The organism is Deinococcus marmoris DSM 12784, assembly GCF_000701405.1.
GTDB classification, from domain to species: Bacteria; Deinococcota; Deinococci; order Deinococcales; family Deinococcaceae; genus Deinococcus; species Deinococcus marmoris.
The window spans coordinates 14,870-38,321 of the sequence record NZ_JNIV01000018.1; the positions used below are offsets into that span (position 1 = coordinate 14,870).

The following is a 23,452-nucleotide window of genomic DNA, read 5'->3' on the forward strand; positions in this document are numbered from 1 at the left end:
AGAATCCTGGGACACCCTGCGGGGGTGTCGTTTTCTGAGGTGGCCCCGCGTTAAGCTGATCTATTCATCTGTCCCGCCACGGCGGCGGCAGTTCCAAGGAGCAAAAATGATCTGGGAACTTCCCGTAGTTGCACTGAGAAACATCGTGATCCTGCCCGGCGTCACCATGAACGTGGACGTGGGCCGTCCCAAGAGCAAGCGCGCCGTGGACGAGGCGCAGGCATCGGATCGCCGCGTGCTGCTGCTGACCCAGCGTGACGCCCGCACCGACGATCCCACCAAGGCCGAACTGTACGATATGGGCGTGCTGGCCGTGGTCAAGCAGGTCGTCCGCATGCCTGACAACACCTATCAGGTGCTGATCGAGGCCCAGGAACGCGCCGCCGTGCAGGACGAGGTGAACGCCCCTTACATGCGGGTGCGTGCCGAGACCCAGCCCACCCCCGAGGACGACAGCCGCGAGGCCGTGGTGCTGACCACCGAGGTCAAATCCGCCTTCGAGGAATACCAGCGCCAGAACAAGAACCTGCGCCTGGACAACTACCAGCTCGAAGGCATGAAGGCCCTGACCGACGGCGGCGCGCTGTCCGATCAGGTGGCCCACCACGCCACCTGGACGCCTGAGGAAAAGCAGGAAATCCTGGAGGCCGTGACCCTGCGCGCCCGCCTGGAAGCCACCCTCAAGCTCCTGACCCGCGACACCGAGCGCTTCAATATGGACAAGAAGATTGCTGGCCGCGTCAAGGAGCAGATGGACGCCAACCAGCGCGAGTACTACCTGCGCGAGCAGATGAAGGCGATTGGCAAGGAGCTGGGCGGCGGCGAGGATGGCCCGGCGGAAGTCGAGGCGTTGCGCGAGAAGATCGAAGAGGCTGGAATGCCCGAATCGGTCAAGGAAAAGGCGCTCAAGGAACTGCTGCGCCTGGAACGCACTCCCGGCGGTAGCCCAGAAAGCACCGTCGTCCGCAATTACATCGACTGGCTGGTGGACGTGCCGTGGAGCAAGCGCGACGAGGAAGTGCTGGACATCGCCCGCACGCGCGGCATTCTGGACGATGACCATTACGCGCTGGACGACGTGAAGGACCGCATCCTGGAATTCCTGGCCGTGCGTCAGCTCACCCACAAGGAAGACGAGAGCGAGGAGCAGCGCAAGGAACGTACCGCCGAGGAACGGACCGACGACGCCGAACTGCGCGCCCCGATCCTGTGCCTGGTTGGCCCTCCCGGCGTGGGCAAGACCTCATTGGGCAAGAGCATTGCGCGCAGCCTGAACCGCAAATTCGTCCGCATGAGCCTGGGCGGCGTGCGTGACGAGTCGGAAGTGCGCGGCCACCGCCGCACCTACATCGGCTCGATGCCGGGCCGGATCATCCAGTCGATGAAGAACGCGGGCGTCACCAATCCGGTGATCCTGCTGGACGAGATCGACAAGATGAGCAGCGACTGGCGCGGCGATCCCAGCAGCGCCATGCTGGAAGTGCTGGACCCCGAACAGAACCACACCTTCCAGGACCACTACCTGGAAGTCCCCTACGACCTGTCGCAGGTGATGTTCATCACGACGGCCAATACCCTCCAGACCATTCCGCGCCCGCTGCTGGACCGCATGGAAATTATCCAGATTCCCGGTTACACCCAGCCGGAAAAGGTGGAGATCGCCCGCCGTTACCGCGTGCCGCGCCAGATCAAGAGCCACGGTCTGCTGGGCAAGCTGGAGATCACCGACGCCGCGCTGAACCGCATTGTCGAGGAATACACCGCCGAGAGTGGAGTCCGCAATCTGGACCGCCAGATCAGCAAGCTGGCCCGCAAGTCGGCCCGCGAGCTGCTGGAAAAAGCCTGGGAGGGCCTCAAGATCATCGACGCCCCACAGGTCTCCGATTACCTGGGTGTGCCGCTGCACCGCCCCGACAAGATGGAGAAAGAACCGCAGGTGGGCGTGGCGCAGGGTCTGGCCTGGACCAGCGTGGGCGGCACCATGCTGCTGGTTGAGGCGCTGGCTACCCCTGGCAGCGGCAAGATCAGCATGACCGGCAGTCTTGGTGACGTAATGAAGGAAAGCGTGGGGGCGGCAGTGGCCTACCTGCGTGCCCACGCTGCCGAGTACGGTGCAGACCCCGACTTCCACAAAACCATGGACCTGCACGTTCACTTCCCCGACGGCGCGACGCCCAAGGACGGCCCCAGCGCGGGTATCACGATTGCCACTGCCGTGATCAGCGCGATTACCGGACGCCCGGTTCGCATGGACGTGGCGATGACCGGCGAGATCAGCCTGCGCGGACGCGTGCTGCCCATCGGCGGCCTGAAGGAGAAACTGCTGGCCGCGCACCAGGGCGGAATCCGTGAAGTCATCTTCCCCAAGGACAATGAACCCAACCTTCAGGACGTGCCCGAGAGCATTCGCGGCGATCTGAAGCTGCATCCCGCCGAGCGCGTGGGCGACGTGTTAAACCTGCTGCTGCTGCCCAAGCCTGAAGGGACTCAGCCCACCATGCCGCCCGCTCAGACCAAGACCGCGACCCAGCCGGGCGCGTAAGTCCTGACCGTTGAAAGCCGCCTCACCAGTTCATCGGTGAGGCGGCTTTTTATGGGTTGGCCGGGGATCAGCGTTTGCTTCTGCCCAGACTGGCCGCGCCGCCGTAGCCGCCGGTTTCCGGCGTGCTGGTGGCCGCGCCGCGCCCCGTCTCGCCCCAACTCGTGGCCTTGGCAGATGCGGTGGACGGGGAACTGGCGGACGGCGGTGTGTAGCTCGCCTGTGGCTGATTCCCGGCAGCGGCTCCCCCCGCGTCGTTCGCCAGGCGGGCAAATTCCTTGGGATCGATGGAGCGCGAGGCCCCCACGTCGAAGCTGATCATGCGGCGGCGGTACAGATTGGCCAGAAAGGCGTCCATAGTGACCATGCCCTCACGCGCGCCGGTCTGCATCACGCTGGTGATCTGGTAGGTCTTGCCCTCGCGGATCAGGGCACGCACGGCGGGATTGGCGATCAAAAGTTCGTAGGCCAGGATGCGGCCCTGTCCGTCCAGGCGCGGCAGCAACTGCTGGGTCATCACCGCCACCAGGTTGTTGGCGAGCTGCACCCGGATCTGCTCCTGCTGCTCCTCCGGGAACACGTCCACGATGCGGTCTATGGATTCCGGGGCGCTGTTGGTGTGCAGCGTGCCCATCACCAAGTGCCCGGTCTCGGCAGCCGTCACGGCGGCCTTGATCGTCTCGTGATCGCGCATTTCCCCCACCAGAATCACGTCGGGGGCCTGACGCAGCACGGCGCGCAGAGCATTCTCGAAACTCATGGTGTCCGAGCCGACCTCGCGCTGGTTGACGATGCTCTGCTTGTGGGAGTGCATGAACTCGATGGGGTCCTCGATGGTCACGATGTGCAGCTTCTTGTTGGCGTTGATGTAGTCCAGCATGGCCGCCAGCGTGGTGCTTTTCCCCGAACCCGTCGGCCCGGTGACCAGCACCAGCCCGCGCGGCGCGTTGGCGATATCGACGACGCTCTGGGGCAGCCCCATCTCTGCGGCACTCTTGATCTTGGTGGGAATCAGGCGCATCACGCCGCCCACGTTGCCGCGCTGCATGAAGCAGTTGACGCGGAAGCGGGCGCGGTCCCCCAGCGCGAAAGAAAAGTCCAGCTCGCGGCGTTCCTCGAAGGTGCGCTGCTGCTTCTCGTTCATCATCGAGTACATCAGTTTGCGGGTCTCGGTGGGCACCAGATCGGCGAAACCCTGCGGGCCGTACACGCCGTCGATCTTGAACTGCGGGGCCATGCCCACGGTCAGGATCACGTCGGACGCGCCCTTCTCGGCGGCCACGCGCAGGATGTCGGTGATGTCGGCAGAGGGCTGGGTCATGGGTTGCTCCTTCGGAGGGTCTGGGGGGTCTGGGGGTCGGAGGGCGCGTTTATGGATGCCAGTCGATTCGGACTGTGCTGGGAGGGCGCTTGCGTTCTCCCCTCCCAGCCTCTCCCGCAAGGAGGGAGGAGCAAAAAGCCTGTGTTTCTGGGGATGCGCTGAAATCTGAGAACCTTTGTGAATACCCTCTAAGTATCTAGGTGTCTAAGCCGGGTCTACGTAACGGGGCGGTTCTACATCAACCATCAGCCGTTCACTATCACCCTAGCTGCTGGTCACGGCCAGCACTTCTTCCAGGGTGGTGATGCCCTTGAGGGCCTTTTCGATGCCGTCCTGGCGCAGGGTTTTCATGCCGCTCTTTTCCAACGCCACGTCGCGGATTTCGGTGGCGGGCTTGCCTGTCCCGATGGCCACGCGCAGCGGTTCATCGACCACCATCAGTTCGTGGATGCCCATGCGGCCCTTGTAGCCGGTGCCGCCGCAGCGGGCACAGCCTGCGCCGCGCATCAGTTGTGCGCCGCGCAGGTCGCGGTCAGCGATGCCCAGTCGGCGCAGCACGTCCGGGTCCGCGTTGGTGGGGGCCTTGCAATCGGGGCAGACCTTGCGGACCAGCCGCTGCGCCAGCACGCCCACCACCGAGGCGCTGATGTTGAACGGCTCCACGCCCATTTCCTCCAGACGCACGATTGCGCCGGGCGCGTCGTTGGTGTGCAGTGTGGCCAGCACCAGGTGGCCGGTCAGGGCGGCCTCCACAGCGATCTTGGCCGTTTCGGTGTCCCGGATTTCCCCCACGAAGATGATGTCGGGATCCTGGCGCAAAAAGGCCCTCAGGGCGCGGGCAAACGTCAGGCCCGCCACCGGGTTGACCTGCGTCTGGATGATGCCGGGAATCTCATATTCCACCGGGTCCTCGATGGTGGTGGTGTTCTTCTCCGGCTTGGCGATGCGCTTGAGGGTGGAAAATGAAGTGAAGGACTTGCCCGATCCGGTGGGACCGGTGACCAGGAAGATGCCGTTGGGCTTGTCGATCACGTCCAGGTAGCGCTGGAAGTTGTGGTCGCTGAAGCCCAGTTGTTCGACTTCGGGGATGTTGCTGGCCTTTTGCAGCAGTCGCATCACGGCCTTCTCACCGTAGACGGTGGGCAGGGTGGAGAGACGCAGATCGATGTCGATGCTGCCCTTCTTGAAACGCACCCGTCCGTCCTGAGGCACCCGCCGCTCGGAGATGTCGAGATTGCCCATGATCTTGATGCGCGCCAGGATGCTCTGGGCCGCGCCCTTGGGCAGTTCATTCTGCTCGCGCAGGATGCCGTCCACGCGGTAGCGGATACGCAGGCTGAATTCGGTGGGTTCGACGTGAATGTCGCTGGCCTCCTGCAAGGCCGCCTCGCGGATCAGGCCGTCCACCACCTTGACCACCGCGTTGTCGTCGAATCCGGCGTTCACGTCGACGTCGCCCCCGCGTTTGGCATCCTTCTCGCGTTGCAGGGACTCGGTCTGGAGGCGCTGGTTCAGGTCCGCCATGCCCTGGTTGCCGAAGTAGCGCTCGATCAGCCGGATGATGTCCTTCTCGGCCATCACGGCGGGGATGATGTCGCGTCCGGTGATCAATTTCAGGTCGTCCAGCGCGAACACGTTGCGCGGGTCCTTCATGGCGATGACCAGCGACTCGCCCTGCAACCGGACTGGCACCACGCCGTAGCGCCGCGCGGTGGGTTCGGGGATCAGCAGGGCCACCTTGGCGTCTGGGGGATTCTGGACCGGATCGAGGAATTCGTAGCCCAGTTGTGCGGCCAGCGAACGTGCCAGCATCTCTGGCGACAGCTTGCCCGACTGCACCAGGGTGTCTTCCAGGCGTCCGCCGCCCACGTTCTGCTTTTGCAGGGCGCTGTCGATCGCGCTGGCGTCGGCAAAGCCCAGGTCCAGAATGACCTCGCCCAGCGGCTTGACCTTGCCTGCACGGGCCTGCACCTGCAACGCCTCGCGCAGTTGCTGGCGCGACAGGGTTCCCTCCTGCACCATCTGCTCGCCCAGACGCCCCCGCTGCGGGTAAAAGCGCTCGGTCAGGAATTCCAGGTCGCCGGGCCGCGCCAGGATCAGTTGAACGGGCCGCCCGATCAGGGCGACGATGTCATCACGTTTGCGCGGGTCACTGGTGACCACCACCACATGTTCATCGGTCTCGTCGACGGGTACGGCGGACAGGCGCAGCGCGTCGGCCCGCAGCATGCTGCCCAGCACGTCCTCTGCGGGCTGGAAGTCGCGCGGATTTTTCAGGTAGATCACGTCGCTCTGCTCGGCCAGCAGTTCGTAAAGCTGGTCTTCCGTGATGGCTTTCTGGGCCACCAGCGTGTTGCCCAGCGCCTCGCCGGTCTGTTGCTGGGCGTCCAGGGCCACCTGAAGCTGCGCGTCGGTGACCAGCCCGCGTGCAATCAGCGCCTGACCCAGTTGCCCGCCCGGCCCCTCCTCGCCAAAATCGGCAGGGGTAACCGGAGTCAGTCCCAGTTCGGGGTAGTGGGTCGCCACCGCCCACAGCACCTGCTCGCGCAGCGCCTGATATGGCTCGATGAGCAGGTTGCTGTCGTCCTCCAGCGTTTCCAGCGCCAGACTGGACAGCGGGTCCACCAGAGCCACACGCAGCACGCCGTTTTCCAGCGCAAAGGGGATGGCCTGCAAATTCAGCGCCGTCTGGGCAGGGATCGCCGCCACCGCTGCCGGGTCCGGCGTGATCGCCAGCAGGTTGACGAGCGGAATGCCCAGCGCTTCCTCGATGGCCCGCGCAATGCGTTTTTCCCCCACCAGACCGGTATCGATCAGGATCTCGGCCAGCCGTCCGCCGACTTCGGAATGACGCACCAGCGCCTTTTGAAGGTCGCCGTCGTTGACGTAGCCCTGTTCGAGCAGAATCGCGCCCAGTCGGCGGTCACCGATAGAAAGTGGCATGTCGTTCCTCCTTGCCGTGCAGATTGAAGCGGTTGAAACTGAAGTCGTGTGGATGGTGGGCGGGCCTTGCGTGAGGGGACAGAGCAGGCTCAGGTCTTCCAGTCATGCCCGTACCTCCGCAGGACCACCCGCTCAAGTTGCCGTGCCGCGCGCGTATGCGGCAGCGAATTGCTGATGATAGGCCGCACCAGAATGGTGTGCATACCGCTGAGATTGCCGCCCAGCACATCGGTGAACAGTTGATCGCCTACCATCCCGGTCTGATGTGCGGGCAGACCCAGCTCGGCCAGCGCGCGGCGGTAAGCACGCGGATGCGGTTTGCCCGCCAGCCCCACCCCCGAAAAGCCCAGCCGCTCCAGCCAGAAGGCGGCGCGGCGTCCGGTGGCGTTGCTCAGCAGGTACAGGCCAATCCCGGAATCCCGGAGTTCGCGCGCCCAGCGGAACATCCCGGCGGCGGCGGCTTCCTCGTAGCTGCCATAGGGAACCAGGGTGTTGTCCAGGTCCAGCAGCAGGCCGCGCAGCCCCCGCCGCGCCAGAAACTCGGGGGTGATGTGCAGGATGTCGTCGATCACGTCGTCTGGACGCAGCAGACTCATGCCTGTCCCCCGGTCTTCAGGCCGATGACGGCCCACATCCGCCCGGTTTTCCCGGCGTCGCGGCGGTAGGAGTAGAACTCAGGCTCGGTGGAGCAGCGTCCACTGAGCCAGATGTTGTCCTCGCTCAAGCCTGCGCTCAGCAGCACTGCCCGGTTCGCGCCTGCCAGATCGAGGTGAGGCTGTTCGCCTCGTATCAGCACGAAGTCCCCCAAACCCGCCTGTGTAAACTTCTCCGCTACTTCCGCCCCCACGCCGTAGCGCTCGCCGCAGATGCCGGGGCCGACGGCGGCGCGGATGCGGCCCGTCTGCGCGCCCAGTTCGCACATCGCCTGTACCGTTTTCTCCGCAATGCGTCCCAGCGTGCCCTTCCAGCCCGCGTGGGCCGCGCCGATCACCCCTGCCTGCGCGTCTTCGAGCAGCAGCGGATAGCAGTCCGCCGTGCCAATCGCCAGCAAGACGCCGGGGGTGGCCGTGACCAGCCCGTCGCCGGTCCAGACGCCAGGACCAGTCACGGTGACGACTTCCGTTCCATGCACCTGATCCAGCCGCGCAAAGTCAGCCGGGCCAAAGTCCAGCGCGGCGGCCAGACGGCGGCGGTTCTCGGCCACCACTTCCGCGTTGTCCTCGCGGTCATCCAGGTTCAGACCCCCACCTGTTTCGGCACCGTATGGACCCACCGAACCGTACGGACCCGCCGAAATGCCGCCCGCACGCGTGGAAAAGGCGTGTGGCGTCATCAGATGTGGTGCGGTCAACAGCATCAGTTGCTCAGTATCTCCTTGCATGTCTCACTGGATTCTGACGGTTTGTGCCCCCATCCGGGGGAAGGCAGGGCGCAGTTGCCCGCAGGCCACGCTGCGCCCTGCTTGCACCCGCTCCAACCTGCGGCCCCCCGGCGGCGCTAAAGTCCTGTGGATGAGCGTGCAAATTGATCTGAGCAACAAGACGGCCCTGGTGATGGGCGTGGCGAACGGGCGCAGCCTGGGCTGGGCGATTGCCGAGCAACTGCTGGCGGCAGGCTGCCGGGTGGGATTTTCCTACCAGGGCGAGCGCCTCAAGGGCGAGCTGGACAAGCTGCTGGGGGACCGGGAGGGCGTGTGGACCCAGCAGGCCGACGCGACTTCCGAGGAAGACCTGAGCGCCCTGTTCGCCCGCACAAAAGAGGAGTTCGGCGGGCTGGATTATCTGGTCCACGCCATCGCCTACGCGCCGCGTAACGCGATGGAGGGCCGCTTTGTGGACACCACACCCGAAGACTGGAACACTTCCCTGCACGTCAGCGCCTACTCGCTGGTGGCGATCTGCCGCCACGCCGAATCCCTGTTCCGTGAGGGCAGCAGCGTGGTCAGCCTGACCTACCATGCCTCGCAGCAGGTGGTCCCCAAGTACAACGTGATGGGCGTGGCCAAGGCGGCGCTGGAAGCCGCCACCCGCTACCTGGCCGCCGACTTCGGCTCCCGCGAGATTCGGATCAATACCATCAGCGCCGGGCCGATGCGGACCATCGCCGCCCGCAGCATCCCCGGTTTCGGTGGGCTGTACGACAAGGGCGCGCGCAACGCCGCTTTCGGGCGCAACGCAACCTCGCAGGAAGTCGGCAAGCTGGCCCTGTTCCTGCTTTCCGATCTGGGCAGCGGCGTGACCGGCCAGACCATGTACGTGGACGCGGGCCTGAGCATCATGACGGTGAAGGAAGACTGATCAGGGTCAGGAGCCTGCCAGACACGGTCAGCGCTCAGGCTCCCGGCTCCACGGTCCTGATCTAAGGCTCATCCAGAGCAGTTCTCCGAATGACGTCACCGGAATAAAAGACTTCTGGCGACTCCATTCTCTGCTCCGCAGCTTTGCAAGTCCTCTTGACTGGCACAGCTCCGCAGGAGAGGACGCTTGCCCGCTCCGCTCGGTCATAAAAATGGTCTTTTGATGACAACTGCTCCAGGTGTGTCGAGGATGGAAAGCCACCGGCGGGCTGTTGACTGTGATGAGCGAAGTTCCGCGCACATGCACTTCGGCGCAGCAACAGATTGTGCCTTTTTCGATGAACCAGAAAGCTGGGCCTTCCTCCTGAGCGGCCCTCCTGATCTCGTCTGGGGTTCAATTCCTCCTCAGACGGGATTAAGGCGTATTATGAAGGCGTGACCTCCCCCTGCATTCTGATCATCGAAGACGATCTGGACATCGCCAACGTCCTGAAAATGGACCTGACCGACGCCGGGTTCGAGGTCGAGCATGCCGATTCGGCCATGAACGGGCTGATCAAGGCCCGCGAGGAGCATCCCGCGCTGATCCTGCTGGACCTGGGCCTGCCCGATTTCGACGGCGGCGACGTGGTTCAGAGGTTACGCAAGAACAGCGCCGTGCCGATCATCGTGTTGACTGCCCGCGACACCGTGGACGAGAAGGTGCGGCTGCTGGGCCTGGGCGCGGACGACTACCTGATCAAGCCCTTTCACCCCGACGAATTGCTGGCCCGCGTCAAGGTACAACTGCGCCAGCGCACCACCGAGAGCCTGAGCATGGGCGACCTGACCCTGGACCCGCAAAAGCGGCTGGTGACCTACAAGGCTGAGGAACTGCGCCTGTCACCCAAGGAATTCGACATCCTGGCGCTGCTGATCCGCCAGCCGGGCCGGGTGTACTCGCGCCAGGAAATCGGCCAGGAAATCTGGCAGGGCCGCCTGCCGGAAGGCAGCAACGTGGTGGACGTGCATATGGCCAACCTGCGGGCCAAGCTGCGCGATCTGGACGGCTATGGCCTGCTGCGGACCGTGCGCGGTGTGGGCTACGCCCTGCGCGGCTAGCGGTTTAAGTCCCAGAACTGTGGGTGTAGAAATGGCCTTTCATATCAAACGCTGTCCGGGCAGGAAGAGGCTGGACAGTTCCCGTGCGTCCAGCAAGTTCTTCAGCTCCGCCCGCAGTGACACTCTTTTGACAACGGCCCCTCTAGGCTGCCCCACCTGACATGAAGGACGCCACTGGTTCCCCCGCCGACGCTACCGCCCCCTTTTCTGGGGTGGACGCCGCCGCACTGCTTCTGGCCCTGCCCGATCCCACCGTCTGGGTCAGCGCGGGCGGCGAATTTACGCTGAATGCCGCCGCGCGTGAACGCCTGGGAGCGGTGGAGGGGCAGGCTCAGAACTGGACCGCCCTGTTTCTGCCCGGCGCTGCCCAGGCCCTGCGGGACGCGGCGGCGCTGGCCCTGAACGGCACGTCGTCGCGCCTGTCGGTCACCATGCCCGGCGCGGTGGCCCCGGCGCTGGCCACCGTCACGCCTGCCGGGCCGGGGGCGGCACTGCTGAATTTCCGGGAATCGCACGATCCGCTGGAAGTTGCGCTGGACATCATGGACCGCATGGGGCTGGGCATGACCGTGCAGGGCGCGGACACCCGGATTCTGCATGCCAACACCTCGGCGGCGGCCATTCTGGGTCTCAGCCCCGAACAACTGACCGGGCGCGATTCGCTGGACCCGCGCTGGCGGGCCATTCACCCGAACGGCAAGGCCTTTCCCGGCGAGACCCACCCGGCAATCGTGGCCCTGAAAACCGGACAGCCCCTGCTGGACGTGCCGATGGGCGTCTACCATCCCGCCGCCGAGCAGTGGCGCTGGCTGACGGTCACGGCCATTCCGCGCCGCGCGCCGGGCATGGAGCGCCCCGAACAGGTCACCACCGTTTTTGCGGACGTGACCGAGCAGCGCCAGACCCGCGAGGAATTGAGCCGCAGCGAGCAACGCTTCCGCTCGCTGGTGGAGGCCACCGCGCAGATCGTGTTCACCACCGACGCGCAGGGGGCCTTCCATGCTGCTCAGGCCGACTGGGAGGCGTTCACGGGACAGGGTCCCGCGCAGTACCTGAACCCCCAGACCGCCATAGAGGCCATTCATCCCGAGGACCGCGAACAGACCTTGCAGGCGTGGGCCGGGATGCTGGAGATCGGTCAGGCCTATGACCTCGAACACCGCCTGCGCCGCGCCGACGGCGTCTATGTGTCCATGCAGATTCGCGCGGTGCCGCTGCGGAATGCCGACGGCAGCGTGCGCGAGTGGATCGGGGCCTACACCGACATCAGCGCCACGCGGGAGGCCGAGGCCGCCCTGAAAGCTCTGAATACCGAGCTGGAAGGCCGCGTGGCCGCGCGCACCCAGGAACTGGCCGAGGTCACGCGCTTTTCCACGCTGCTGCTCACCGCTGCGGGCGAGGGCGTGTTCGGGCTGGACGCCTTGGGCCGCACCACCTTCGCCAACCCGGCGGCGGCGCGGTTGCTGGGCTACAGCGTTGAGCGATTGATCGGCAGCCAGCAGCACGAGCTGATCCACCACAGCCGCCCCGACGGCACGCCGTACCCGGTGGGGGACTGTCCCATTCACCAGACCCTGCGCGACGGCCAGACCCGCCGCCTGGACCACGATGTGCTGTGGCACGCCCAGGGTCACGCGGTTCCGGTGGCAAGCGTGGTCACGCCGCTGCGTTCAGCGGCAGGCGCGGTGACGGGCGCGGTGCTGATGGTGCAGGACATCACCGAACGCCTGCGCGCCCAGCACCTGTTGCAGGAGGCCATCGAGGATCTGGAGCGCAGCAACACCGATCTGGAACAGTTCGCCTACGTGGCCAGCCATGATCTTCAGGAGCCGCTGCGGACGCTGGGCAGCTATGCCGAGCTGCTGGGGCGGCGCTACGAGGGCCAGCTCGATGACCGCGCGGACCGCTACCTGGGGTTCATGCAGGACGCGGTGGGCCGGATGCGTGGGCTGATCCAGGACCTGCTGGAATTCTCGCGGGTGGGCCGGGGCGAGAGCGTGCCCACACCGCTGAATCTGGACGACGCCATGCGGGCTGCCGCCCACAGCGTGGAGGCCGCACTGCACAGCAACCTGGACGTTGAGGAAGGCGAAGAAGGCGGGGCCAGCCTGAGCTGGGAGACCCCCCACACCGTGCTGGTCCACGCGCCACTGATGGTTCCGTTGCTGACCAACCTGATCGGCAACGGCCTGAAATTCACCGTGCCGGGCCAGCCTGCGCGGATGCGGGTAGAGTCACGCCAGGACGGCGAGCTGGTGCATGTCACCGTGCAGGACAACGGCATCGGTATTGCGCTGGAGTACCAGGAACGGGTCTTCGACATCTTCCAGCGGCTGCACCGCCGAGAGGATTACGCCGGGAACGGAATGGGGCTGGCGATTTGTCGTAAGATTGTTGAGCATCACGGGGGAACGCTGTGGCTGGAGTCCACGCCGCTGCCCGCCGCGGACCACGGCACCATCTTTCATTTCACGCTGCCCGCCGCCGCGCAGCCTTCAGAGTCCCACCCGCCAGATGACCCGACTGCACCCACCACAGACCCCCACCATGCCTGAAACTGCCCCTGCCACCCACATGCGCCCAGTCGAGATTCTTCTCGTCGAGGACAGCGAACCCGACATCCTGCTGACCCTGGAAGCCTTCGAGGAGGCGCGCGTGCCCAACCGGCTGCATGTGGCCCGTGACGGTGTGGAGGCCCTGCGTTTTCTGCGCGGCGAGGGCGAATACGCCGGCTCCCCGCGCCCGGACCTGATCCTGATGGACATCAACATGCCGCGCAAGAACGGCCTGGAAGTGCTGCGCGAGATCAAGACCGACGCTGTGCTGGGCAGCATCCCGGTGCTGATGCTGACCACCAGTCAGGCCGACGAGGACGTCCGCAGTTCCTACGAGCGCCACGCCAGCGGCTATATGGTCAAGCCGGTGGGCTTCGAGAACTTCCTGCATGCCGTCCGCGCCTTCGAGAACTTCTGGCTGACTTTCGTGCGCTTTCCGCCGCGCCTGTAGAACGCCTGTAGAAAAGACACCTCACACAGCCTTCTTGACACGGAGAGGGCTTTTTTGATGCCTACTCCGACGGGGTTTCCGGCATCTCGCGCATCGCGGCCAGCACGTTTTCCATGTGTTCGTCCAGTTCCACACCCAGTTCGCGCGCGCCCTGTTCCACCTCGTCGCGGTTGACCCCCGCCGCGAAGGCGCGGTTCTTGAAGCGTTTTTTCAGGCTTTTCAGCTCTACCTGCCGCACGTCGCCGTCCGGGCGGACCAGCGCCGACGCCTGCACCAGCCCGGTCAGCTCGTCCACCGCGAACAGCGTCTGGGATAGCCGGGTGGTGCGCGGCGTGTTCGTGTAGGCCGCGTGGCCCATGATCGCGTCCAGCACCTCGGGTGCCGCGTCAGTGTTGGCACGCAGATACTCCACGCCCCATGTCGGATGTTCGCTGGGGTGCAGTTCGTAGTCGAAGTCGTGCAGCAGGCCGGTCACGGCGTACCCCTCCTCGTCCTCCTGCCAGTGGCGGGCGTACCAGCGCATGGCGGCCTCCACGTTCAGCATGTGCCGCCGCAGCGACGCCGAGGGGGTGTGTTCCAGCATGAGGGCGTAAGCCTGTTCGCGGTTCATGGGGAGCAGTCTAATGAAAGAGGCCACCCGCACGTTTGCAGATGACCCTTCTCTGTTCCAAATTCAAATTTTCAGCGGATGTACTGCGCCCACTCCGGTTGCCAGTGGGCAAACTGGCCGTGTGCGTAGACGCCGAAGGTGGGGGCGTGCGGGCGCGTCCGCAGGGGCATGGCAGCCTCGTCGGGGGTGCGGTCCCCCTTGCGCTGGTTGCAGGTGCGGCAGGCGGTCACCACGTTGTCCCAGTTGTGCCGCCCGCCGCGCGAACGGGGCATGACATGGTCCATCGTCAGTTCCTCGGACGCGCCGCAGTACTGGCAGGCGAAGGTGTCGCGCCGTAGCACATTGCGGCGGTTGAAGGGCACCGGATGCACGCGCGGGCGGCGCACGTAGCGGCGCAGGCGGATCACGCTGGGGACAATCAGGGTGGTGCTGGGCGAACGGATCACGTCGCCGCTGTCTTCCAGCACCTCGGCCACGCCGTATTGCAGCAGCGTGATGGCCCGTTTGGTGCTGGTGACGTGCAGCGGCTCGTAGGATGCGTTCAGCACCAGCACGCGCGGCGCGTTCAGGTCCGGCACCACGCGCGCTGAGGACCCACCCTCAGAAGCGCTGATGCCGTGAGATGGTCGCCCGAGTTCTTCCACCCTGCCCTTGACTGTCATGCCCCGCATTCTACGGCGTGGGGGTCAGAACCATGTTGTGCCTGGACGCCTATTGATGGGCGCGCGGGAGTAAGCGCAATGGCTCAGGTGGGCGCTGGGAAAGGCCCACGGAGCCGCCACGACACTGCCTGGTTTTACCCCGTTCGCAGTCCGCCGCGCAGCAGTTCCAGCACGCCGTCAGCGATGTACTGCACGGCCAGTGCGCCCAGCAGCACGCCCAGCACGCGCGTGACCACATGCACGCCGGTCACGCCGATCACGCGGGCGATCTGGCCGCTCAGGCGCAGGGCCAGATAACACAGCAGCAGCACGGCGGCAGTCACCAGAAAGACCACCGCCAGTAGCAGTGGGTTGCCGTGCGCGGTGTTGGCCTGGATCATGATTGAGGCCAGCGTGCCGGGACCGGCGATCAGCGGAATCGCCAGCGGAAACACGCTGATGTCCTGGCGTTCCTGGGCCTCAGCGCCTTCCTCGGGGGTTTCCTTACTGCCGCTGGGGCGGGCAAAGACCATGTCCAGCGCGATCAGAAACAGCAGCACGCCCCCGGCCACCCGGAAGGCACTGAGACTGATGCCCAGGTGTTCCAGCAGGGCGCGGCCCACCAGCCCGAACACCAGGATGATGCCCCCGGCCACCAGCGCGGCTTTCAGGGCCACCTTGCGCCGCTCGAAACTGGGCCGGTTGCCCGCCAGCCCGATGAAAATGGGCGCGAGTCCTATCGGGTCCATGACCACCAGCATCGTCAGAAATGTTTGCAGGGCAATGCTGGAAACCTCGGTCACGTTCACGCGGCTTAACGTAACATCCCGGCACCGGGCAGTGTGGACCGTGCAGTGTGCAAGGCCAGGAATGACAGGTGGCTACGGCCAGCCGGGCGTATCCGCTTGCTGCTCCTCGGCCTACGGCCTCTCGGCGGCGCGCACGTTCAGTTCCAGTGAGCCGTCCGCGCTGACGGTCCGCCCATTTTTGACCAGGGTGCCCTGTACGCCCGCCGTGTAGGTGTTGATACCAGTGCCGGGCTGGATGGTGATGGTGATGGGAAAGACCTCTCCGGCCTCCACAGCGGTTTTGGGCAACGTGACCACGACGCCCGCCGCGCTGCCCTGGCCGTTGAGTTTGAACTGGCCAGGGTAGTTTTGGGTGTTGAAGCCGCCGATGCGCCCGGTCAACTCGCGCGATTCTCCTACCCGCAAGGTCAGACTGGACACCGATTCCCCATCCGTCTGGGCCAGCACGACATAACCTCCCGCACAGCCGGTGCTGCGCAACGCCGAGATGTCGCGTGCGCCCACGAACAGCGCAGGCAGCAGTGAGGCCACCACCAGCCCCAGCCCCAGCGCCGCGCGGCTGGCACGCCGCCAGTTGAGGGCCGTGAAGGCCAGCCCGCCCGGTCCCAGCAGCAGCGGCACGATCAGCGCCAGCACTGTGCGGCCCTCGCAGGGGGTGGTCAGTAGCGCGTCGGCCAGGGCGCGCACGCCGAAGGTGATCAGCGCGCCAATACCCCAGCCCAGCAGAAAGGACGGCAGGAATTCCTGAACGCGGTAGGTCGGGAATTCTTGCGGGGTGGGCTGCGGCTCGGTCATAACGGGGGCCAGCGTAGCGCGGGAGGTGCGGGACGGATGCCGGAGGGGTGGGGGACGTGCTGGGTCCCAGCGTCAGGGGTGCGGCGTCAGGCCAGCGGCTCTCCGGGCAGCGTCTCCTGCGGCGCGGTGATGGGGGCCGCCGGACGCGGGGCCAGAATCGCCACCGCCAGCAGGCTCAGGCCAGTGACTAGCACGGCGATGCCCAGACCCGCCGAGGAATTGGGGAAGTATGGGGCGTCCAGCACTGCGCCCTTGATCCCGGCCCCGGCGATCATCACCAGTCCAGCCGTCCACAGCGTTCTGGCCCACGCCGCCCCGCCTGCCCGGTGCGCCTGAACCGCCGTGATCAGCCCCACCGCCAGCAGCGCCAGACTGGACGCAATCAGCCAGGGCCGCAAGTCAGCGGTTTGCGGGCTGAAGCGTACCCCCAGGGCCAGTGGCACCAGCAGGGTCCAGCCTCCCAGCCACAGGGCCTGAGCGACGTGTGGCTGTGCCTCAGCAGTGGGCGGGACTCCTCCGAACGGGCGGGTCAGGCCAGAGAGAAGCCCTAGCCCCCCTGCCGTGCGCGTCAGCCACCACCCGGCAGCCAGGATCAGACCGCCTGACGCCGCCACATCAATCCGGTTCAGGTCTGCTCCGTATCCACCCGGCCAGCCGGCCATGAGCAGGCTCAGCAGAATCAGGCCGCCCAGGCCCAGCAACGCGTCCATGCGGCCCCCCCAGCTCAGGGTCAGTTTCAGCGGCGCGGTCAGCAGGGCCAGCAACGCCAGCGCGCCGGGAATGCCCAGCGCAGGCCACCATTCCTGCGCGGCGCGGCCCAGCGCCAGGGCCAGCAGGACCAGCGCCACGCCCTCAGTGAGCTGGCGCGGCGAGACTTCGGTAAAGGTGCGTGGCGTGGCCCGCAGTAGCGCTGCGCCTGCCAGCAGGGCCACCACGACGCCCACAACCAGCAGCGACGGCGTCTGGGGGGCGTCCGTGTTGAAGATCAGCAACAGGCTGCCCAGTGTCGCCAGGGGGGCGGCCATCCAGAAGCGAACCGTGCCGCCTGTTCCGCTGTCGCCTGCCTCGCCTGCCCTGCGTGTCCACAGCAGCGCCGCCGCCAGCATCACCCCACCCGCCAGCACTCCTATTCCGGCAGCCAGCAGGGCCAGGACCAGCACGGCGCTGCACAGCGCAGCCAGCAGGGTGGGCGTCCGGTGGGGACGGGTGCGGCGGACCTCGCCCTTCTCCTGCGCTGCGCCGCTGACCTGTTTCAGTGGGCGCGGTGCGGTGACCCAGGCGTCCCGGCCCAGTCGCCACGCGGCCAGCAGGCCCAGTGCGGCGGGGGCGGCTCCCAGCAGCGCTTCGCCCAGATCGGCCCAGCGGACCACGAACACGTCTCCCGGCGAGAGGCCCAGCGTGTTGACCATGCCCCACAGAGCCGTGATTCCCAGCCCCAGCGCCCCCACCCGCAGCCAGAAACGGCTGCGCCCGTACAGGCCCACCAGCAGCAGGGCCGCCGCCACACTCGCCAGCGCCACAGGCTCGGTGCGCGCGCCCAGCACACTCAGCGCCAGCGCCCCGGCTACGCCTGTCGCCCCGGCAGTCAGGCTGCCTGCCACCGCGCCTGCCAGCGGCGAGTCCTGTGCTGTTCGGCGGGTCCAGGCCAGTCGGGCCGCCACCAGCAGCGCGGCCAGGATGACCAGAGAGAGGGCCAGCGCTCCTGCCTTCAGTCCATTCTCGCCCGCCGCCGCACCCACTGCCGCCGCCACCAGCACCTGCGGGGTCAATACGGCCCACGCCGCGCCCAGGGCCACACCATCGGCGCGGTCTGCTCTTGCGTCCCTGTCCGAATCCTGGCGCAACCGGGTGAGCAGTGCCAGCGGCACGCTCAGTGCCAGCAGACCGAAGGCCAGCCACGGCAGCAGCGCCAGTGGACCGCCCGTGAGTTGCAGCGCGGACGCCAGTTCCTGCGTTCTGGACGGCAGGTTGTCCGCCACATGGCTTTGCGAGGCCACGAACCAGCCCACGGGAACCGCGCCTGCTGCTGCAAGCGTGAGGGTCAGGGCCGCGCGGCGGGAGGCGGGAGCGTCAGGGCTGACTTCTCCATCCTGTGCCTTCTCAAAATCTGCCTTTTCAAAAATGGCGTCCTGATCCGCGCGGCCCTGCCACACGGCCACCGCCGCCAGCAGCAGCACCGCGCCCGCCGCCGGGATGGACCAGCGGCCCAGATCGTCGGTGAGCATCCAGGTACTCAGGGCCGCGCCGCCCACCGCCAGCGCCCCCAGCAGCAGTTCGCGGCGGCGCAGGGCGTCTACCAGCAGCGCCGCGCTCAGGCCCAGCAGGCCCAGCATCACCGCTCCCGGTCCCCAGTCGCCGGGCAAACGCTGGGACAGGCTGCCCACGCCCAGCGCCGCCACGCCGTAGCCCAGCCCTCGCAGCGCCCCTGACACTGGCCACGGCACCCGCCGCGCGTTGAAATACAGCAGTCCGCCGAAAGCGAAGACCGCCACCAGCAGCGTCCATGCCGGAGCGCCCAGCGCCCGCAGCGTGAAGGCCAGACCGCCCAGCACCAGCACCCCGCCGATCAGGCTGATGCGCGCCCGGCTGAATTGCGGCCCCCACAGCGACGGCCCGCGCGGTCTGGTCGGCGCGGTCTGCGGCGCAACTGGTGGAACTGGAATCGTGGGTTGATCTTCCGGCCAGACAGGTGCGGCGGATGGAGGAACAGGTGCGCCGGGCCACGTCTCAACGGGTACAACCCCTGTCACAGTCGGCGTGGAAGCCTCCGTGCCCGCTGTTCGCTGCCGCGCCGCCTGCAACTCGGTTTCCAGCAGGTGCAGGCGCTGGGCCAGACTTCGTGCCTGTTGCTGCGCCTTGCCCGCGCGGGACAGGGCCACGAACGACAGGATCAGCGCCAGAACGGCCAGCAGTTCAAACATGCTCCAGCTTACGCGCCAGTCCGGGGCGTAACAGCGCAGTCGGGAGCGGGTTCAAAACAGTTTTTTCTGAACGCAGTTGAGCTGTTTTAGGTGATTTTCTCAGGCTGACAGTCCGGGCAAACTCCGATAAATTCCAGCCGCACATCCGTCACCTGAAATCCGGCGGGCAGCGCGGCAGCAGACAGTTGCGGCAGTTCGCCTGCGTCCACATCAAAGATTGCGCCGCAGCCCCGGCAGACCGCGTGGTGATGGTCCTCGCCCGCACGCTTGTAGTCGTAGCGGGTGGCCTGTCCGGCGCGTTCCAGCGTGACCACCACGCCGCCCGCAACCAGGGCGTCCAGCGTGCGGTACACGGTTCCCAGGCTCAGGCTGGGTAGGCTCTGGCGCACCTGCGTGTGAATCCAGGCCGCGTCCGGGTGGGACCGCGCCGCCCGCAGCACCTCGATCACCGCTGCCCGCTGCTTGGTCTGCCGCACCATCGTCATGGGGTCAGTCTAGCAAAGGCGCTGTGGGTGAAAATGGAAGCTTGGGCGGCGCGGCGTCCTCGTCCCCACTGGCCGCCCCTTGCTTTTCGTTCACCCAAACCCGTAGAACACTGAACGAGATGCCCACCCGCCTCCTCTCGTTGCTGACCGACATTCCCCAATCCGGGGAGGTGCTGGCCGGGCGGCTAGGTGTGGGCCGCGTGACCGTGAACACGCTGGCCCACGGGTTGCAGGAGGACGGCATTCCGTTGCAGATCACCCGCGCCGGATACGCCCTGACCCCTGGCACGCCCGCGCCGGGGCTGGTGCGCCGGACGGTGACTCTGGGCGCGGCCCTGCGTTACCGGGGAACCGTGGGCAGCACCCAGGATGAGGTCCGCGCCTGGGCCGACGACGCGGCGGACCCGGCCCCGCACGGCGCGGTGGTGGTGGCCGAGCGCCAGACCGGCGGGCGCGGACGGCGCGGGCGCGCGTGGACCCCCATCCCCGGAGGCCTGACCTTCAGCGTGCTGCTGGGCGGCGGCGGAGAGGACGGCTGGCCTCCGCTGACCCTGCCCGAACTGGCGTTAATGCCGCTGGCGGCGGGTGTGGCGGTGCAGGCCGCCTGCGGCGTCGGCGGCCTGAAATGGCCCAACGATCTGCTTGCGCCGGATGGCCGCAAACTGGCGGGCATCTTGCTGGAGGCCGATCTGCGCGGCGAGGAAGCCCGGCGCGCGGTGCTGGGCATCGGCCTGAACGTCTCTGATGCCCCGGCTGGTGCGGCTCATCTGAGCGAGCTGCGCCCCGGAGTGACCCGCGCGGAGGTGCTGGGGGACATTCTGTCTCAGCTTGACCGCTGGTTGCGCGCCCCCCCCGCCGAGATTCTGGACGCCTGGGCGCAGGTCAGCGTGACCCTGGGCCGCCCGGTGCGCGTGCAGACGCCGCGCGGCCCGCTGGAAGGCATGGCCGAACGCCTGGACGCGGGCGGCAGCCTGATCGTCCAGACCCCAACTGGCCCGCACACCGTCAGCGCCGGGGACGTGGAACTGATTGGCGCGCTGGACGGCGGCCCCGCCCCGTGAGACGGCAGCGATCCCCCTAGACCCTCAGACCCCTCCAAAGGAGAACCCCATGACCCAGATCACCCATCCCACCCTTGCCCGCACCCTGGCCCCCGTCCCCAGCCTGACCCGTGACCTGCTGCTGATCGCGGGCGGCGCGGCCCTGATCGCCTTGCTGGCACAGGCCGAACTGCCCCTCAAGCCCGTCCCTGTGACCCTGCAAACGCTGGGCGTGCTGCTCGTGGGCGCGGCGTTGGGCTGGAAGCGGGCCTTCGCGGCGCTGGCGCTGTATCTGGCGGCGGGCGCAGTGGGCTTACCCGTGTTCGCGGGGGGCGTCGGCAGCGTTGCCAAATTCGCCGGACCCACGGGCGGCTTTCTGCTGGCCTTTCCCTTTGCCGCCGCGCTGGTGGGTTTTCTGGTGGAACGCTTCGCGCTGGACCGCCGCCCTCTGGGGACCGTGCTGGCGATGCTGGCGGGCAGCGTCGTGATCTACGCATTGGGCCTGCTGTGGCTGAGTGTCGTGACGGGCCTGAGCGGGCAGCCGCTGCTGGGCGCAGGTCTGCTGCCCTTCCTGCCCGGCGACGCGCTGAAGCTGGGGCTGGCGGCGCTGCTGCTGCCGGGAGCCTGGGCTTTGGTGGGCCGCCGCTAAACGCCGAAGCCTCTTTCTCGGGTGTGCGCCATTGGAGAGCTTCCGCTCCGGTGGCGCACGCTCTTTTTGCCCCGATTTTCGCCTTGGCCGGAAGCTGGCCTTAGAGGCATCGATCAGCGGCATTGATGAAGTCTTTCCCGCCTCATCCAGCCGCGCTATGCTGCGCCGCAGTCATGATTGAACGAAAGCCTCTGGTGTCGCTGGGCGACCTGAACTGGGATGTGCTGGCCAAGCCCGATACCATGCTGCTTTCCGGCGGCGATACCACTGGGCGGCTGGAACTGTCGGGCGGCGGCAGCGCGGCCAATCTGGCGGTGTGGGCGCAGCGCTGCGGCTATCCCTCCACCTTCGTGGGCAAGATTGGCCGGGACCGCTTCGGCGAACTGGCCACCGCCGAGCTTCAGGCCGAGGGCGTGGAGACCGAGCTGATCCTTAGTGGCGAGCATCCCACCGGGGTGGTGCTGGCCCTGATCGACCGCCGGGGCCAGCGGGCCATGCTGACCGGGCAGGGTGCCGACTGGGAGCTGTTGCCAGGGGAATTGCCGGAAGGCGTGCTGCGGGCGGCGGGTCACCTGCACCTGACCGCCTGGAGCCTGTTCCGCGATCCGCCGCGCGCCTCTGCCCTGGCGGCGGCCCTGCTGTCCAAATCCTCCAGAACGGGGGAGGGCAACGCCACCCTGAGCCTGGACCCCGGCAGCTTCCAGATGATCCAGCAGATGGGCCGCGAGAATTTTCTGAACATCGTGGACCATGTGCCCTTTGACCTGCTGTTTCCCAACGACGACGAGGCCCGCGCCATGAGCGGCTGCGCCCACTCCGCCGACGCCCTGAGCTGGCTGCGCGAGCGTTACCCACACGCGCTGGTGGTCCTCAAGATGGACGCGGACGGCGCACTGATCGAGGGACCGGACCAGCCCCGCGTGGCGGTGGCCGCCACCCCTGACACCCTGATCGACGCCACCGGGGCCGGGGACGCTTTCGGCGGCGCATTCCTGGCGGGCTGGTTGACCCACCGGGACGCCGCGAAGGCCGCCCAACTGGCCGTGGAGGTGGGCGGCTGGGTGGTTTCCCGTTTCGGGGCCAGACCCCCCGCCGACGCCGCACTGCTGGCCCGGCTGGCCCGCTTTCCCCTTGAATCCGCACAGTCGGAATCTGAATCCGCGCTGGCCGGGGCGGTCCTGTGACCCGGCTGCGTGGGGGGCGTGCCCCGGTCTGGGCCAGGGTCCTGCTGATTCTGCTGGTGTTGCTGCTGCTGGCGGCGCTGGGCGCGTTCCTGTACGTGCGTAACCTAACTGCGCCTGCCGGGGGCGCGGCCTACACGCTGGAGGTCAAACCCGGCGACACCCTGGGCGCGGTGGCCCGCGAATTGCAGGAGCAGAAGATCGTCAAGAGCGCCGACGCCCTGCGCTTCGTGATGCGCCAGAACGGCACGGCGGGCAGTCTCAAGGAAGGGATGTACGACCTGGACGGCTCCCTGAGCGTGCAGGGCGTGGCCGAGAAGCTGGCGGGTCAGGCGCGCATTCCGGTGATCAACGTGACCGTCCCCGAGGGCAAACGCATCAAGGATCTTCCGGCCATCTTCCAGAAGGCGGGCTATGACGGCGCGGCCATCCTGACGGCCCTCAAGGACCCCAGCCTGAGCAAGTACGCCGCCGATACGCAGGAGAATCTGGAAGGCTTCGTCTTCCCGGCCACCTACGAATTCCGGCCCAAGGAAACGCCCCGCAAGATCGTGGAAACGATGGTGGCCCGCATGAACGACGAGTTCACGCCCGAACGGATTGCAGAAGCCAGGGCGCTGGACCTGAGTGTGCGCGACTGGGTGGTGCTGGCCAGCATGGTGCAGGCCGAGGCCGCCAACGATCTGGAAATGCCGATTGTGGCCGGGGTGTTCCTGAACCGCATCCGGGACGGCATCGCGCTGGGCAGCGATCCCACCGTGGCTTACGGGCTGGGCAAGGACCTGCCGGAACTGGACCGCTCGGCGGGGGATTTCACCACGGACACGCCGTACAGCACCTACACCCGCATGGGCCTGCCCGCCGGACCCATCAACAATCCCGGTCAGGCGGCGCTGCAAAGTGTGCTGAACGCCAACCGCAAGCTGGCCGATGGACGCGACGCGCTGTACTTCCTGCACGCGGATGGCGGCAAGATTTACGTGAACCACACCTACGCCGAACACCTGCGGGACAACGCGCAATATCGCTGAGGAGCCTGAAGATCTGAAGGCCGGGACAGTCTGTGAAAGGGCTGTCCCTGTTTTTTCAGGAAGGCGTTTTTTATGCAAGGCGTT

The 23,452-nt window shown here is 66.8% G+C and carries 19 protein-coding genes; 9 read left to right on the top strand and 10 right to left on the bottom strand.

Annotated elements, in window-relative coordinates; genetic code table 11:
- The first annotated feature begins 106 nt into the window (after positions 1–106).
- Positions 107–2,542: an endopeptidase La gene (gene lon / locus Q319_RS0105975; protein ID WP_029481159.1), complete on the top strand. Its 2,436-nt coding sequence runs from the start codon at positions 107–109 to the stop codon at positions 2,540–2,542.
- 67 nt (positions 2,543–2,609) lie between these two features.
- Here the strand turns inward: lon and Q319_RS0105980 are convergent, their stop codons facing one another.
- The 4 genes from Q319_RS0105980 to pgeF form a co-directional block, all read right to left on the bottom strand.
- The gene (locus Q319_RS0105980) at positions 2,610–3,860 is read right to left on the bottom strand and encodes a type IV pilus twitching motility protein PilT (RefSeq protein ID WP_029481160.1); all 1,251 of its coding nucleotides are present in this window, start codon (positions 3,858–3,860) and stop codon (positions 2,610–2,612) included.
- 264 nt (positions 3,861–4,124) lie between these two features.
- The gene (locus tag Q319_RS0105985; protein ID WP_029481161.1) at positions 4,125–6,803 is read right to left on the bottom strand and encodes a type II/IV secretion system protein; all 2,679 of its coding nucleotides are present in this window, start codon (positions 6,801–6,803) and stop codon (positions 4,125–4,127) included.
- An 89-nt stretch (positions 6,804–6,892) separates the two neighbouring features.
- Complete coding sequence (locus Q319_RS0105990) at positions 6,893–7,399, bottom strand: YqeG family HAD IIIA-type phosphatase (protein ID WP_029481162.1); 507 nt, start codon at positions 7,397–7,399, stop codon at positions 6,893–6,895.
- Positions 7,396–8,184: a peptidoglycan editing factor PgeF gene (gene pgeF, locus Q319_RS0105995; RefSeq protein ID WP_029481163.1), complete on the bottom strand. Its 789-nt coding sequence runs from the start codon at positions 8,182–8,184 to the stop codon at positions 7,396–7,398. The genes Q319_RS0105990 and pgeF overlap by 4 nt, the downstream gene beginning before the upstream one ends.
- Before the next feature lie 130 nt (positions 8,185–8,314).
- Here pgeF and Q319_RS0106000 point away from each other — a divergent pair, with 130 nt between their 5' ends.
- From Q319_RS0106000 to Q319_RS0106015, 4 genes are all read left to right on the top strand, one after another.
- Positions 8,315–9,100 carry an enoyl-ACP reductase FabI gene (locus tag Q319_RS0106000; protein ID WP_029481164.1) on the top strand — a complete coding sequence of 262 codons (786 nt, stop codon included), beginning with the start codon at positions 8,315–8,317 and terminating at the stop codon, positions 9,098–9,100.
- Positions 9,101–9,534: 434 nt separating this feature from the next.
- A complete protein-coding gene (locus Q319_RS0106005; protein WP_029481166.1) occupies positions 9,535–10,200 on the top strand; it encodes a response regulator transcription factor in 666 nt (221 codons plus the stop codon).
- Positions 10,201–10,361: 161 nt separating this feature from the next.
- On the top strand, positions 10,362–12,755 hold the full coding sequence (locus Q319_RS0106010) for a PAS domain-containing sensor histidine kinase (RefSeq protein WP_051655147.1): 2,394 nt from the start codon (positions 10,362–10,364) through the stop codon (positions 12,753–12,755).
- Complete coding sequence (locus Q319_RS0106015; protein ID WP_029481168.1) at positions 12,748–13,206, top strand: response regulator; 459 nt, start codon at positions 12,748–12,750, stop codon at positions 13,204–13,206. The genes Q319_RS0106010 and Q319_RS0106015 overlap by 8 nt, the downstream gene beginning before the upstream one ends.
- A 61-nt stretch (positions 13,207–13,267) precedes the next feature.
- Here the strand turns inward: Q319_RS0106015 and Q319_RS0106020 are convergent, their stop codons facing one another.
- The 6 genes from Q319_RS0106020 to Q319_RS0106045 all read right to left on the bottom strand — a co-directional run bounded on the left by Q319_RS0106020 (position 13,268) and on the right by Q319_RS0106045 (position 19,467).
- Positions 13,268–13,816 (bottom strand): HD domain-containing protein, encoded by a 549-nt coding sequence (locus Q319_RS0106020; RefSeq protein WP_029481169.1) that lies wholly within the window; start codon positions 13,814–13,816, stop codon positions 13,268–13,270.
- Between the two features lie 71 nt (positions 13,817–13,887).
- A complete protein-coding gene (locus tag Q319_RS0106025) occupies positions 13,888–14,478 on the bottom strand; it encodes an HNH endonuclease (RefSeq protein ID WP_081845912.1) in 591 nt (196 codons plus the stop codon).
- Positions 14,479–14,612: 134 nt separating this feature from the next.
- On the bottom strand, positions 14,613–15,266 hold the full coding sequence (locus tag Q319_RS0106030) for a MarC family protein (RefSeq protein ID WP_034414017.1): 654 nt from the start codon (positions 15,264–15,266) through the stop codon (positions 14,613–14,615).
- Positions 15,267–15,377: 111 nt separating this feature from the next.
- Complete coding sequence (locus tag Q319_RS0106035; protein WP_034414019.1) at positions 15,378–16,061, bottom strand: hypothetical protein; 684 nt, start codon at positions 16,059–16,061, stop codon at positions 15,378–15,380.
- Positions 16,062–16,147: 86 nt separating this feature from the next.
- Entirely contained in the window at positions 16,148–18,982 is a 2,835-nt protein-coding gene (locus tag Q319_RS27845) for a hypothetical protein (protein ID WP_029481173.1), read from the bottom strand.
- A gap of 86 nt (positions 18,983–19,068) precedes the next feature.
- Positions 19,069–19,467, bottom strand: coding sequence for a Fur family transcriptional regulator (locus Q319_RS0106045; RefSeq protein WP_029481174.1), 399 nt, complete (start codon positions 19,465–19,467; stop codon positions 19,069–19,071).
- Positions 19,468–19,586: 119 nt separating this feature from the next.
- Here Q319_RS0106045 and Q319_RS0106050 point away from each other — a divergent pair, with 119 nt between their 5' ends.
- From Q319_RS0106050 to mltG, 4 genes are all read left to right on the top strand, one after another.
- A complete protein-coding gene (locus tag Q319_RS0106050) occupies positions 19,587–20,528 on the top strand; it encodes a biotin--[acetyl-CoA-carboxylase] ligase (RefSeq protein ID WP_029481175.1) in 942 nt (313 codons plus the stop codon).
- Positions 20,529–20,577: 49 nt separating this feature from the next.
- Positions 20,578–21,156 carry a biotin transporter BioY gene (locus Q319_RS0106055; protein WP_029481176.1) on the top strand — a complete coding sequence of 193 codons (579 nt, stop codon included), beginning with the start codon at positions 20,578–20,580 and terminating at the stop codon, positions 21,154–21,156.
- Between the two features lie 173 nt (positions 21,157–21,329).
- Positions 21,330–22,340, top strand: a complete 1,011-nt coding sequence (locus tag Q319_RS0106060; protein ID WP_034414022.1) for a carbohydrate kinase family protein — start codon at positions 21,330–21,332, stop codon at positions 22,338–22,340.
- Positions 22,337–23,368: an endolytic transglycosylase MltG gene (mltG, locus tag Q319_RS0106065; RefSeq protein ID WP_029481179.1), complete on the top strand. Its 1,032-nt coding sequence runs from the start codon at positions 22,337–22,339 to the stop codon at positions 23,366–23,368. Before Q319_RS0106060 ends, mltG begins: the two co-directional genes overlap by 4 nt.
- Positions 23,369–23,452: the final 84 nt, after the last annotated feature.

What these genes read in the sequence shown, in the direction of transcription:
- Q319_RS0106050 (WP_029481175.1), top strand. Translation starts at nt 19,587, where the DNA reads ATGCCCACCCGCCTCCTCTCGTTGCTGACCGACATTCCCCAATCCGGG.
- Q319_RS0106060 (WP_034414022.1), top strand. Translation starts at nt 21,330, where the DNA reads ATGATTGAACGAAAGCCTCTGGTGTCGCTGGGCGACCTGAACTGGGAT.
- Q319_RS0105980 (WP_029481160.1), bottom strand. Translation starts at nt 3,860, where the DNA reads ATGACCCAGCCCTCTGCCGACATCACCGACATCCTGCGCGTGGCCGCC.
- Q319_RS0106010 (WP_051655147.1), top strand. Translation starts at nt 10,362, where the DNA reads ATGAAGGACGCCACTGGTTCCCCCGCCGACGCTACCGCCCCCTTTTCT.
- Q319_RS0106045 (WP_029481174.1), bottom strand. Translation starts at nt 19,467, where the DNA reads ATGACGATGGTGCGGCAGACCAAGCAGCGGGCAGCGGTGATCGAGGTG.
- lon (WP_029481159.1), top strand. Translation starts at nt 107, where the DNA reads ATGATCTGGGAACTTCCCGTAGTTGCACTGAGAAACATCGTGATCCTG.
- Q319_RS0106000 (WP_029481164.1), top strand. Translation starts at nt 8,315, where the DNA reads ATGAGCGTGCAAATTGATCTGAGCAACAAGACGGCCCTGGTGATGGGC.
- pgeF (WP_029481163.1), bottom strand. Translation starts at nt 8,184, where the DNA reads ATGCAAGGAGATACTGAGCAACTGATGCTGTTGACCGCACCACATCTG.
- Q319_RS0106055 (WP_029481176.1), top strand. Translation starts at nt 20,578, where the DNA reads ATGACCCAGATCACCCATCCCACCCTTGCCCGCACCCTGGCCCCCGTC.
- Q319_RS0105990 (WP_029481162.1), bottom strand. Translation starts at nt 7,399, where the DNA reads ATGAGTCTGCTGCGTCCAGACGACGTGATCGACGACATCCTGCACATC.
- Q319_RS0106035 (WP_034414019.1), bottom strand. Translation starts at nt 16,061, where the DNA reads ATGACCGAGCCGCAGCCCACCCCGCAAGAATTCCCGACCTACCGCGTT.
- Q319_RS0106025 (WP_081845912.1), bottom strand. Translation starts at nt 14,478, where the DNA reads ATGACAGTCAAGGGCAGGGTGGAAGAACTCGGGCGACCATCTCACGGC.
- Q319_RS0105985 (WP_029481161.1), bottom strand. Translation starts at nt 6,803, where the DNA reads ATGCCACTTTCTATCGGTGACCGCCGACTGGGCGCGATTCTGCTCGAA.
- Q319_RS27845 (WP_029481173.1), bottom strand. Translation starts at nt 18,982, where the DNA reads ATGTTTGAACTGCTGGCCGTTCTGGCGCTGATCCTGTCGTTCGTGGCC.
- Q319_RS0106015 (WP_029481168.1), top strand. Translation starts at nt 12,748, where the DNA reads ATGCCTGAAACTGCCCCTGCCACCCACATGCGCCCAGTCGAGATTCTT.
- Q319_RS0106020 (WP_029481169.1), bottom strand. Translation starts at nt 13,816, where the DNA reads ATGAACCGCGAACAGGCTTACGCCCTCATGCTGGAACACACCCCCTCG.